Genomic DNA, 11,050 nt, shown 5'->3' with positions numbered 1-11,050 from the left:
AGGGACGGTTGAAACATGGGTCAATTCTCAATGGAAATATCAGGCTGAGCCGGGTCAGCTCTCAGTGGAAATCAACATGCCGTCTTCAGCGCGCAGATCTGGAGCAAGTGGGGTATATGCCCCGGTCTCAACAATGCCCATGACGGCACATATCTGGCGCTCGAGGCTGTGCTTGATCTTCCGGGCGTCGAGTGTCTTGCGGCCTGGCCGGCCTTCTGGCTGGTGACCAACAACACATTCGATGTTCTCCCGGTTGATGTCCCAGGCAACAATCTCGGCGGCGATGGCGGCGAGCTGGATATGCTCGAGCAATACAATTATTGGGGTCTCGCCACCGCTGGAGATTATCAGCCGTCCGCGCCGTCTCCCCTCGTATACGGCGCATACGGGCTTACCCGCTCGCCGCTGCCAGGCAACAATCTCGGCGGCTCCATCCGCGCCAAGATCCAGATGATCTACAGCAACAGCCGAGCGTGGTATTATCTCAATGGCAAGCTGATGTTCGCCAAGGATTTTCAGATCGCCACGTTCAAGCGGGCCTCGGTGGCCGTCAACCTCGCCATGGGAACATCGCTCAACAGTTCGCTGACATCCAACGGTTTCTGGCCCGTCGATGCGTCAAACGTCCCCAACACCAAAGTCCGGCTGCATAGCCTGCGGGTGCTAAGCGGAAGCTGAAGGCACGAGCCCTCAGCATCACCCTAACATCGATTGGGGGGACCATAGCCAGTCTTACCATTCGGCATCGTGCTTCCGCTCAGGCATCCTCGCGGTAGCCCAAAGCCGCGAGACTTCCTCATGCCGACCTCCATCACGACGGACCAGGATATCGTATCGACTGTGATGGTGACGCGGTTTCAAACCCATCCGAGATGCGAACACGAGAGTGTAATGACAATTACCGATTGAATTTGTGTGTTCAACTATGCTTAGTCTTTCCGGGCATTGCGTTATTGAGACTGGCGGGCTGTCATACATCCTGCGTGGGAGGGGCAAGTGGAAGGCAAGAATTTTTCGATAATATTTGATTTGGACGGCACCATCATTGACAGCGCTCCAGTGATTGCGACGATTTTAAACGGCATGCGCAATGAAAGAGAAATGAATAATCTTCCACTGCATTTTTACCGCGAATTGAGCAGTCAGGGAGGAATCCCACTCGTCAGCAGAGCACTTGAGATTGATCCTTCAGTGGCGGCATCCAGTCTCCAGCGGTTTCGCGAGACGTATGCGTCAATGCCGACACCACGTGACAGCCTGTACCCTTCAGCTCGAGAGACGCTAACGAGGCTCAAAGACGACCTTGGCTGCAGTCTTGCGATATGCAGCAACAAGCCAGAGCGGTTGTGCCTCAAGGTCCTCAATGAGACTGGTATATTCCATCTGTTTGACGGCGTGGTTGGGGGCGATACAGCCGGTATTAGTAAGCCTGACAGACGTCCCGTTGATCTTGCGCTTTCAAAATGCGGGACATCTGCTGATATGCCCTATTTCGTAGGAGACAGCGTGATTGACCAGAGAGCGGCCAAAAATGCAGGAATCCCTTTCATCTATTTCGCCGGCGGTTATGACGATACGATCGATGACGCCCCTGTCTTCAAAACCATCAGTCATTTGGAAGAGTTGGTCGGCATCGTACTCAATGATACAAACAGGGCAAAACGAGCATGAGAAATAAAAATACCTCTGAGATCGCTTACATTACAGATGACATTCGGGATCCTAGACTTCTCGATCCCAATTTGCCCGTGTGGATATTTGGCGCTGGTGGCTTTGCCAAAGGAATGTTTAGCGCCTTGATCTCGAAAGGATTTGATGTCGCGGGCTTTTTACAGACGAAGCCGGACATTGAAACTTTGCTCGACCGTCCAGTACGTAGCCTCACGGAAGCTTCATTGGACAGAACCGCGGTCCAAGTCGCCATCGGCATATTCAATAGAGAGACTGCCTTTCCCGATCTAGTGAGCCTCGCAGAAGCGGCCGGATACAAAAACATTTTCATTCCGCCTGAGTTTTATCCCCAGCTTCAAGCCGAGCTCGGATGGAAATACTGGATGTCAACGAGAGATGAGATAATCAGCATCCTGCCAAAACTCCAAACGGCCTTTGATCTCTTCGAAGACGAGCAGAGCCGCGACAGGTTCACGCGGATCTTGAAATTCAGGCTCGGAACGGACCCTGCTTATGGTAGTTTCCGAGATGAGGATGTGCAGTATTTCAACAGACTGACTGCCCCTTTTCTCCGCAAGGAAAAGGGTATCGTTTACGTTGACGGCGGAGCCTTTGACGGCGATTCACACCGCGACTTAGCAAAAGCAAGCAACGTAAGTGAAGCTTTTCTGTTTGAGCCGGATCCGGCAAATTATTCGCTCCTCGTTCACAATACTCGGCAAAGCGCTTCTGGAATAACTCACTGCCTGCCAATCGCATTGTCTGACGGTTACAAAACTCTGTCATTTGGCGGTGGCACAGGCGAAAGTTCTGCCATTTCCGACAGCGGGGGCCAGACGATAGTCACGGCGGCACTGGACAGCTTATTTCCGAACCGAACGATCGATTTCCTAAAGCTCGACATCGAAGGCGCTGAAGCCGCTGCGATTGAGGGTGCAACAGAAATTTTGCAACGAAGCCAACCTGTTGTTGCAATATCGCTATACCATAAAGTCGGTGACTTGGCTGATCTGCCAATACTGCTCAAGAGAATTCTCCCAAACCATTCACTTCATATCATCCAGCACATGTACAACTCATTTGAGAGCGTGCTTTATGCCGTGCCATCAGCTAAATTAGGAGCATGAAGTATGTCCTAGGGCTTTCGTCTCCTCGACCGACCGTCCAGCATTTCGTGAGTTCACATATAGCCTAATTATGTGATTTGCTCACGCGGACGTTTTGCCACTATGGACTGATCGCTGTCTAACTTTTGAGGGTATCCTGATGCTTCAAGCTATAACTGGTATAGGTTTTCTAGTTGTGACCGCTGCTCTAGGGCTTCTAATCGTGTCGGGGCAGACTGGGCTACTGTCGAGTGTAGTCGCGCCGTAGCGCAGTGTTGACAGCGGCATTCGACAGAAGATTTCCCAAAGCTAAGAATTAAATCGGGATCAGGATTTTGAACTATACTTTCGTTAATCCCCGAATACAGGTGGGCGTATCTGTTGCTACAATCTCAATATTCGTCATATTTTTAGTTTTTTATTCTCAGGTACTGATCGCTATTAGGAATTTAAATAGCTATCCGACTGGAAATTTTGCTCTTGAAGTAGCTGATGGTAATCCGCCGGCTTCAATTGGAAATTTAAAGGTCATAGGTCGGAGCGTTTATTTTCATGCAAGTCTCGATTTTGTCGCGGTGCGCGAGGGTTTTTACCCGAACATCATGCAAACTGACGATGGAAATGAGGGGATAAGAGTCGAACTTGCCGACAGAACACTCATGATTATGGCTGGAAAGGGTAAGAGCCAAAACTTCACGCTACCTCTTGGCCAAGTGGAATTCGGGAGGAAGTACCATCTTCAAATTGAAGGTCTTGATCGCAGTCACGTATCGGCAAAGTTCGGCGACCATCCATGGCAGTCGATCGTCGATTCAGCAATTCGTGTTCCAGGAGAAAATTTTAGAGTAGGTGACGGGCACGTCCAAGCAAGACGTTGGCAAGGAGACATCGAAAACTTTCAGCTCGAAGTAAAAAATACCTTATCTCCTCGCCGGGCAGTTCTTGTCGCATTGGCACTATTGGCAGTTCTGCTACTGCCGCTAATTTGGGTGACTGGGAAGAAAAGAGCTTTAGTGGCCGCAGCAATTCGGTTGTCGATCGAAGCGGCTATGGTGAGAGGGCCTAGCCTGCGTTTGCCGTCTGTCCCTTCAACATTTCCGCTCTGGATTCTAGCGTTGATCGCCGCTGGTATAACCGCTGTTTATACCGCTTCCTACGCGTTTGTTTATTTTCCAATTACAGAGGGTTGGTTCAATGTTTATGCGGATGCAATAAAGCGCGGGCAGATTCTCTACAAAGATGTGAACTTGTTGCTGACGCCAGTATTCCCCTTAACTTTACTTGCATTGGACAAAATTTTTGGAGACGGTTTCTGGGGTTATAGACTTCTAGGGATCGTCTTAATGGCGGCATTCGCAGCCATTACTTTCGACTTGTTGAGGTCTATTTTTGACAGGTGGGCATCGGCTTTTGCAGCAGCAGTTGCTGTTATTTTCTATGAGTCGGGACCCGCGTTTATTGACTATGACTTTACTCAAATCGTGTCGTTTTTCTTGTTAGCAGGCTGTTTAGCGGTGATCAGATATAGCCGTTCATGCAACCCTTTTTCACTTTTTTTATCCGGCTTTTTCTTCTCGCTCGCGACGCTTACTAAGCAATCTAATGGAGGTGTTGTCAGTATAGGGATGACTTTGATCGTCTTTACCACGATATTTTTTGTGGCGAGGCGGTCGTTGATCTCGCACCTTGCTATGTTTTTTCTTGGCGCGCTCCTGCCGCTTTCAGTTGTTTTGACGTGGCTTGCGCAAAACGGATCCTTGTTTGCGTTTCTTGAGCAGACTATTTTTAATGCAGCGTCCGCCAAAGGTAGTTCCGCGATTGCTTCCGGTTGGATTTGGCGGTTTTTTGGCGACCCAGATTTTGCTGGCGCAAACTTGGCCGCCGCAGAAATGGTTGTAAAGACCGTTGTCGTTGCTTTTTTGATCACGGTTTTCGTCGCGGCCACAAAGTCGGCGTTTGTCGCAGCAAATTCGCAGTCAAAATCACCTGAGAAAGTATTCGTCCACTCGTTTTTAGGCGATAGCTCTGCTCAACCTTTGCGCTGGAACCCAAGAGCGTTAGCGGCAGTGGTGGGATTTTTTCTTCTCGTAGCTACAGTATTTGGCCAAAAATTGCATTATTCCTTACAGTTATCCTTCAATTTGCCCATTATTTCGATCCCGAATAAATATAATCTAACATTTCTTTTTGTCATTATTGCAGTCAATGTTTACTGTGTCGCAATTCTAGTTGCTTTAGTAAGGCTTTCGATACGCAAGAATGAGCGATTGCTTGCCTTGCTGATAGTTGGTTGTTTCGGCCTCCTGCTCATGGCTGGCAATGGAACTTCTGCAGCACTATCGGAAATGAGTGCATTCTTGGGGATCGGTATATTAATAGCTGCTGGAATGTCGATAACTTCTCGATCTGCAATAATCCCGACATTCGTAATGCTCTTAGCTGTAAGTGGAAGCGGCTCGTTTATTTCTGCCAAGTTTTCAAATCCTTACACGTGGTGGGGTTTTAGTACCGGGGAGATTGGCACAAGTACGTGTTCGCCTCTTTCCGGCAAGCTTGAGGGTTTGTGCATTGATGAAGGCAGTGCCAAGGGAATCGCCAACACAGTGGCTGCAGTGTCGTCATCGACTGATAGATCCGCGAAGGTTTTGAGCTTCCCAAACATACCCATTTTTGCGCTTTTGGCAGATCGGACATTTTTTGGACGATCACCAGTACCGTGGTTCGATTTTATGAGCCAAAAAGAAGGGGACGTTCTTTTGGGAGAATTGATCACCGATCCACCAGAAGCAATAGTGGTTGCTCGGTTGCCCGTCGCAGTATTCGATGGTCACGAGAAAGCGTTCAATCACGGAGAGCCTGGGGTTCATCGTAAGATACTGCAATATATTGATGAGCTTTGGCGACAGGAGAAGATCGCTTTGGTCACCGAAAATATGATTGACGGCGTTAATGTGCAGGTCTTTCGGTTGGTAACGAACCCTTGTGATGAGTGTCGTTAGGGCTAGTCCTGATAAGGGACCGGCTCTACAAAACGGTATCGAGGGTGATTTGACGAGCATTCACGTCGAACCAGAGCAACTCCGCGTACTCGACGTCCTAGTTATGCATATGCTTCTTGATGACCAGCATGCATGGGGATCGGATGCTGATCGTCCGGACAGTATCTCCAACGTTGATGATCATCTTACTCGTTCCTTCATTTGGTCCCAATACTCTTCGACGATCCCTGCCGCGTCGGCCGCGGACGGCGCCCATCCATTGTTAGGCGCGATATAGTGCCGGCTTCCTTTCGGGTAGGCACCGCACCAGCGCCACTGACCTTTCTTCAGCGTCTGGTGATCGAGGTAGATGCGGCCGGCGTACTGGTCGCCGTCGTGGGCGACGTAGTCTTCGACCGGCTTTCCGTTCATATCTTTGTCGTCGGGCTATGATCGAGACCAGCTGTATTTCTTCGCCCAGGTCATCGGGGCAGGCGCCCCACAATCCAGCGATTGCTATCCTTGTTGCCGCAGCTCCTGCAGCGTAGCCGCGAGGTCAGCGAGCCAAGGTAGGCGCCCTTGCCTCATTTGCGCTGCAGTTCCCATCGATCGACCCATGCCTCGCGCTCGCATTTCGGGCAATGGATGCCGAGGGCATTCCATTCGGGGATGTCGTCGAAGGTCGTATGGACAGGGTCCATGATCGGACCTTCGTAGAAGATGCCGTCGCGGTCGTTCCTGGCCAAGTCTATGCCCCTTCGATGTTTCATCGTTCTTATTTCGTTCTCAGTTGATGGAGAGTCAAGTGATGACGATCGGCACACGCCGTCCGCTGTCCAACCTCCAAAGTTAGGAATAAAAATGAACCTCGTTGCGAACTGGCGGCGTGTTGTCGCTCTCTCTTTGTCTTTCTGGATGCAGGCTTTTGGTCTGCTCGCTCTGATCGGCCCTGAAGTCTGGTACTATTTCACAGGCCACGATTATAATCCGTACATCGCGTTCAAGGTCGGAGTGGGTTTCGGTGTAGCCGGTCTATTCGGACGGCTCTGGCAGCAAACCGACTCTGTCTGGGCCGAGTGGGTGCGGATCGCCTGCGTGATCATCCTTATCATTGGTATGGGTTTCCTATTCACCTCCCATGCTGATGCAGCCGAGAACAAGGCGCCTCCGCCTACCGAGGCTCAGGTTCTTGATATGGCCGTACCCTTTATCATCCAGCGCGAGGGTATTCGACTGAATGCCTATCTCGATGGCGTCGGCGTCGCGACAATCTGCGGCGGGCTGACTACGGCGTCGGGGATCAAAGTCTACATCGGCATGCCCGCCATGAAGATGGACGATTGCCTCCGATATATGCGGGTGCTGGTCGCAAGGTACCGCCTGCAGCTCCATGGTTATTTCACTTCCGACACGATCAGCAACCGTCTGCCGGCGACGCGGGATACCGCCTATACGTCGCTTGCTTGGAACGCTGGCGTGCCGACGATCGGCAAGAGCACGGCCGTTCGGCGTCTGAACGCTGGCGATATCGCAGGCGGGTGCGAGGCTATCACCTGGTTCGACAAGGGCGGCGGCCGGGTCATGCGTGGCCTCTTCGAACGCCGCAAGGCTGAGAAGGCTCTCTGCCTTGCGGGCCTATGATCATGGCGGCACTTTCAAGCAAACTCCGATCGTCGGTAGACGGTGGATTGATATACTGGTGTCCAGGTTGTAACGGCGCGCACCAGGTCATGGTCGGCGATGGCGCTGGCCCCCGGTGGGGATACAATGGCGATCCTGAACTCCCGACTTTCACGCCGTCCGTACTGGTCACCTACAACGGTCGAGACGCGGGCATCAGCGGTGCCCCGCCCGCCATCTGCCATTCCTTCGTTACGGGGGGCCGCATTCAATTTCTTGGTGACTGTACCCATGAACTTGCCGGCCAAACCGTCGATCTCCCAGACTTCGAGAGGGCATGATGTTCGCGCAGCTATCAGACCTGATCAAAATCCCAGCCGCCATCCTGGCTGGCATGATCGTCTCGTCCGTCTTCCTGGTCGTCATGTATCAGGGCATCAGCCTTCCGCTGTTTGGCCAGATCTACAACGGTCGCCTCCAGGATGCGGTCGACGCTGCGATCAGTCAGCAAAAGGTTACCTGCGACGCCCGCGTTGAACAGCTGACCTCTTCGACCGAGGTGGAGGCGCTTCGTTCAACACTTGAGCGAGAAAGAAGCCTGCGGCGCATGGCGGACGATGCAGCCGCGGCGGCGGATAACAGAGCTTCCATCGCGCTCAAGGCAAAGGCTCAATCCGATGAAGAGGTCGAGCGCCTCCGCGTGCTGGCTGAGCAGGATGAAGAGCTTTCTCGACCCAACGAAAAGGATAGGTCATGGACGCCAAAATTCTGATCGCGCCGGCCTTGGCCTGCGCGCTAGTTTCTTGCCAGTCGACGGATGACGCTGCAAGAGTGAGGCTTCAGGCCGCAGCAACGGTCGGTGGTCAAAGTGCAGCGAAGCCTCCGCCGATCGTCCTCCCTGCCGCGTGCACCGATCACATGGAGAAAGTGAAGCTTCGTGACGAGCCGTGGGTGATCTTCAAATTTCGGTGGGAGGTCGCGGCTAAAAATCGCGATGATCAAGCCGACGACTGCCGGGCCTGGGGCGATGACCTTAACCGCCGCAACGCCTCAGTAGTCAGCGGGGCGCCTTGATGGAAAACGGCTCCTACATCGGTCCAGGCATTTGGATCAGGATGCAACATCGCTTTGGCCCTCGCATGACCGAGTGGTTTCTCGCGGGACACACAGCCTTGTGGGGTTTCGTCCTCATTTACAGCGATGACATTTTTAATCAGCCCGCCTGGGCAGGTTTTCGCGACATCTTCGGAGATAGCCTCTTCCTGGGCTATGTGATGATGATGCTCGGCTTTCTGAGAATTGGCGGACTGATCGTCAACGGCGCCCGAAAGGACGTCACTCCCGTCATCCGGCAGTTCTCGGCCGGTGTCGGCTTCTTCATTTGGTGCCTGATTTCGTATGGATACGCATCCTCTGGCGTCATCTCGACGTGGCTGGCCATCTACCCACTGTTCGCTGTTGGCGAGCTGGTGAATATAAATCGGGCAGCGCATGACCAGGGGGAAGCTAGGAATGGACGGACTTGATAAGCTGCCTCTTCCCGTCCTGATTTCGATCGGGCTCGGTCTGGCAGTCATATTCGCGGTGCGATACCTTGGACTGATGTCCGGGCAGCGGGCCGCACCTTCGCAAGCAAGTGCTCAGGTCGCAGCTGTTATCGTCGACCCGACAGCGCTCAACAAGATGACAGAGCAGGCGACCCGGCTTGTAGATGTGCTGGAGGAGATGGTCGATCAAGCCAAGGAAAAGATCAGGGTAGATGGCGCGCTGGCTCAGGAACTTGATCACCTTCGGGAAGAGCTACGCATCTACCGAGAGATCTCCCGCAGATGAATCGAAGGCCCGGATCAAACCGGGCCTTTTTTGCTTTAGATGGCGCTCTCGTACTGATAGACGTCCATCTTCTCCGCTACGGATCGCCCGGCATTGCGCGAGTGCACGTAAATGCCCAGAAAGATCGTCACGGATTTCCAGCCGCCTGCATCCATGGTGCTCTTGATATCGGCGCCGAGGTTCAGCGAATTGTTGGCAAAGGCATGCCGGCCGCAGGTATGGCTTGGCTTGTAGTCGATCTGCGCAAGCGAGCAGATGGTCCTGATGCAGTCGTTCGCCCAATGTCGATCGGCAATCCGGAAAACTCGCTCGTCGGGGTGTTTGCTGATACCTTGGCTCATAAGGCGGTTGGCCATCTGACTGGTTAGGAAGCGGGTGGAGTTCTTTTCCGTCTTGGTCTTCTCCAGCAAAGCCGTCCGGCTCATGAAGTCGACGTTTCGCCAGCGCAAGTTCAAGGCCTCGGATATCCGAGCCCCGGTCTGGAACATGAACATGACCAGCGAGCCGATGTGGGCGTGACGCCCATCGCCGGAATCAGCCTGGCGCAGGAAGGCGTGAAGCCATATTTGCGTTGCCGCCTTCTTTCTTTTGGCCGGCTCTTCACGAAAAGACTTGTAGACCATGAGCGGTCCCCATCCGCGATCGTAGGCATGCCGCATTACCGCTCTGATAGGGCCGACACAGCACCGATTGCGAGTGCCGTTCGATTGGGTCGGGAAAATATGCTCAGCGAGTTCTCTGACGTCGTAGGGGACGATCTCGGTTAGCAGTCGGTTGCCGATGTGAGGAAGTATCTTGTCCCAGTATCGGTTGCATCCGCCGCTGTTCACGTAGCTGGCGACTGCTTCAGCGAAGATCCGCGCTGATTGAGGGATAATGCGTGCAGCATCGTTATTGATGCCGTAACGATTGCTCGCTACCATCTCGAAAGCCATCTGACACTCCTTGGGTGTTGGGCCGGTTAGGACCCATCGACGGCTTGCCGGCTGTCGTGGGTCTGACCAAACTTAGGCTTCGGTTGAATACTCGTGAAGCCCGTTTCTCCAGAAGTTGTATTGATGGTTAACTTGGCGGGGTGACCCATTCGCAGCTCCAGAACCGCTTGAGATCAGGCGCCCTGTGGGGAACGCGGTAACCGCTCGTAATCAAATCAATGATTTGGTGATAAGGGGTGGTTAAAGCCGAAGATCAGCCGATGGCCAGAGAACAAGTCGCGAACTCACTGCACGGATTTTGCACGCATTCTGCGCGCATATCACGGTTTGTTCTGTGCACTTGCGTACTTTCACGCACCGTAACTAGCCGAGATGGTCGGCTTAATGTCTTGATATCTTGAGAGGAAAATGGTGCTGCTAGAGAGATTTGAACTCTCGGCCTCTCCCTTACCAAGGGAGTGCTCTACCCCTGAGCTATAGCAGCATCGGCGCCGTTTTCGTGTCAGCGCTGCGGGTGAGCGGCCTATTGCCATAGCTGATCGGGGAGTGCAAGCCGCAAATTCCACTTCTTTGCCGAAAGCTCGGATTTGACGCCGCTCTTTGGCTTTGTCACGGTTTCGGTTATGCAAGTGGAATGACTGTCATGGACGAATCGAACGACCAGAAAGCGGCGCGCAAGGCCCGTCTGCAAAGCGAAGCGGACCGTCGCAATGCGCGTGCCGCCGAAAAGCTGCGCGAGAACCTCATGCGCCGCAAAAGCCAGGCGCGCGCCCGCCGCGCCGGCGATGCCGACATGACGGACGGCCTGCCTGCCGCAAAAACGGACGAATCGCCCGCTTGATGGCCATCCGGGCGCCCGGGCGGGTGCAATCGAATTGAAGCGCTGAGGGATTTCGTCTAAGGACGC

General features: G+C 53.2%; 14 protein-coding genes and 1 tRNA gene. 11 read left to right on the top strand and 4 right to left on the bottom strand.

Going from position 1 to position 11,050, the window contains the following annotated elements; all coding sequences use genetic code 11:
- The first annotated feature begins 168 nt into the window (after positions 1–168).
- The 4 genes from ACR65N_RS05740 to ACR65N_RS05725 all read left to right on the top strand — a co-directional run bounded on the left by ACR65N_RS05740 (position 169) and on the right by ACR65N_RS05725 (position 5,776).
- Entirely contained in the window at positions 169–678 is a 510-nt protein-coding gene (locus tag ACR65N_RS05740) for a hypothetical protein (protein ID WP_440456089.1), read from the top strand.
- Between the two features lie 318 nt (positions 679–996).
- A complete protein-coding gene (locus tag ACR65N_RS05735; RefSeq protein WP_440456088.1) occupies positions 997–1,671 on the top strand; it encodes an HAD family hydrolase in 675 nt (224 codons plus the stop codon).
- Positions 1,668–2,798 carry an FkbM family methyltransferase gene (locus tag ACR65N_RS05730; protein ID WP_440456087.1) on the top strand — a complete coding sequence of 377 codons (1,131 nt, stop codon included), beginning with the start codon at positions 1,668–1,670 and terminating at the stop codon, positions 2,796–2,798. The genes ACR65N_RS05735 and ACR65N_RS05730 overlap by 4 nt, the downstream gene beginning before the upstream one ends.
- 314 nt (positions 2,799–3,112) lie before the next feature.
- Positions 3,113–5,776: a glycosyltransferase family 39 protein gene (locus ACR65N_RS05725; RefSeq protein WP_440456086.1), complete on the top strand. Its 2,664-nt coding sequence runs from the start codon at positions 3,113–3,115 to the stop codon at positions 5,774–5,776.
- A gap of 180 nt (positions 5,777–5,956) precedes the next feature.
- Here the strand turns inward: ACR65N_RS05725 and ACR65N_RS05720 are convergent, their stop codons facing one another.
- Both ACR65N_RS05720 and ACR65N_RS05715 read right to left on the bottom strand, forming a co-directional pair.
- The gene (locus tag ACR65N_RS05720; RefSeq protein ID WP_440456085.1) at positions 5,957–6,187 is read right to left on the bottom strand and encodes a hypothetical protein; all 231 of its coding nucleotides are present in this window, start codon (positions 6,185–6,187) and stop codon (positions 5,957–5,959) included.
- A 152-nt stretch (positions 6,188–6,339) separates the two neighbouring features.
- Entirely contained in the window at positions 6,340–6,501 is a 162-nt protein-coding gene (locus ACR65N_RS05715) for a hypothetical protein (protein WP_440456084.1), read from the bottom strand.
- A gap of 115 nt (positions 6,502–6,616) precedes the next feature.
- Here ACR65N_RS05715 and ACR65N_RS05710 point away from each other — a divergent pair, with 115 nt between their 5' ends.
- Genes ACR65N_RS05710 through ACR65N_RS05685 form a run of 6 tightly spaced genes read left to right on the top strand, consistent with a single transcriptional unit; the run spans position 6,617 to position 9,208 of the window.
- Entirely contained in the window at positions 6,617–7,396 is a 780-nt protein-coding gene (locus ACR65N_RS05710; RefSeq protein ID WP_440456083.1) for a lysozyme, read from the top strand.
- Positions 7,393–7,716, top strand: a complete 324-nt coding sequence (locus ACR65N_RS05705; protein WP_440456082.1) for a ubiquitination-like system serine protease family protein — start codon at positions 7,393–7,395, stop codon at positions 7,714–7,716. The genes ACR65N_RS05710 and ACR65N_RS05705 overlap by 4 nt, the downstream gene beginning before the upstream one ends.
- Positions 7,713–8,147: a hypothetical protein gene (locus tag ACR65N_RS05700; RefSeq protein WP_440456081.1), complete on the top strand. Its 435-nt coding sequence runs from the start codon at positions 7,713–7,715 to the stop codon at positions 8,145–8,147. Before ACR65N_RS05705 ends, ACR65N_RS05700 begins: the two co-directional genes overlap by 4 nt.
- Positions 8,129–8,449: a hypothetical protein gene (locus tag ACR65N_RS05695; protein WP_440456080.1), complete on the top strand. Its 321-nt coding sequence runs from the start codon at positions 8,129–8,131 to the stop codon at positions 8,447–8,449. Before ACR65N_RS05700 ends, ACR65N_RS05695 begins: the two co-directional genes overlap by 19 nt.
- Entirely contained in the window at positions 8,449–8,901 is a 453-nt protein-coding gene (locus tag ACR65N_RS05690) for a hypothetical protein (RefSeq protein WP_440456079.1), read from the top strand. Before ACR65N_RS05695 ends, ACR65N_RS05690 begins: the two co-directional genes overlap by 1 nt.
- Entirely contained in the window at positions 8,888–9,208 is a 321-nt protein-coding gene (locus ACR65N_RS05685) for a hypothetical protein (RefSeq protein ID WP_440456078.1), read from the top strand. Before ACR65N_RS05690 ends, ACR65N_RS05685 begins: the two co-directional genes overlap by 14 nt.
- Positions 9,209–9,243: 35 nt before the next feature.
- Here the strand turns inward: ACR65N_RS05685 and ACR65N_RS05680 are convergent, their stop codons facing one another.
- Positions 9,244–10,143, bottom strand: a complete 900-nt coding sequence (locus tag ACR65N_RS05680; protein ID WP_440456077.1) for a tyrosine-type recombinase/integrase — start codon at positions 10,141–10,143, stop codon at positions 9,244–9,246.
- A gap of 409 nt (positions 10,144–10,552) precedes the next feature.
- Positions 10,553–10,627: transfer RNA gene (locus ACR65N_RS05675), tRNA-Thr, on the bottom strand.
- Between the two features lie 159 nt (positions 10,628–10,786).
- On the opposite strand from ACR65N_RS05675, the gene ACR65N_RS05670 reads away from it, so the two are divergent.
- Positions 10,787–10,984 carry a hypothetical protein gene (locus ACR65N_RS05670; protein ID WP_440456076.1) on the top strand — a complete coding sequence of 66 codons (198 nt, stop codon included), beginning with the start codon at positions 10,787–10,789 and terminating at the stop codon, positions 10,982–10,984.
- The last annotated feature ends 66 nt before the right edge of the window (positions 10,985–11,050 follow it).

It is taken from the genome of Rhizobium sp. SAFR-030, from assembly GCF_059415005.1.
The sequence above is the reverse complement of the archived record's forward strand: the minus strand, read 5'-3'. Positions and strand labels throughout refer to the sequence as shown.

Coding starts and splice junctions, on each gene's coding strand:
- ACR65N_RS05695 (WP_440456080.1), top strand. CDS start 8,129: ATGGACGCCAAAATTCTGATCGCGCCGGCCTTGGCCTGCGCGCTAGTT.
- ACR65N_RS05705 (WP_440456082.1), top strand. CDS start 7,393: ATGATCATGGCGGCACTTTCAAGCAAACTCCGATCGTCGGTAGACGGT.
- ACR65N_RS05700 (WP_440456081.1), top strand. CDS start 7,713: ATGATGTTCGCGCAGCTATCAGACCTGATCAAAATCCCAGCCGCCATC.
- ACR65N_RS05710 (WP_440456083.1), top strand. CDS start 6,617: ATGAACCTCGTTGCGAACTGGCGGCGTGTTGTCGCTCTCTCTTTGTCT.
- ACR65N_RS05680 (WP_440456077.1), bottom strand. CDS start 10,143: ATGGCTTTCGAGATGGTAGCGAGCAATCGTTACGGCATCAATAACGAT.
- ACR65N_RS05670 (WP_440456076.1), top strand. CDS start 10,787: ATGGACGAATCGAACGACCAGAAAGCGGCGCGCAAGGCCCGTCTGCAA.
- ACR65N_RS05690 (WP_440456079.1), top strand. CDS start 8,449: ATGGAAAACGGCTCCTACATCGGTCCAGGCATTTGGATCAGGATGCAA.
- ACR65N_RS05685 (WP_440456078.1), top strand. CDS start 8,888: ATGGACGGACTTGATAAGCTGCCTCTTCCCGTCCTGATTTCGATCGGG.
- ACR65N_RS05720 (WP_440456085.1), bottom strand. CDS start 6,187: ATGAACGGAAAGCCGGTCGAAGACTACGTCGCCCACGACGGCGACCAG.
- ACR65N_RS05730 (WP_440456087.1), top strand. CDS start 1,668: ATGAGAAATAAAAATACCTCTGAGATCGCTTACATTACAGATGACATT.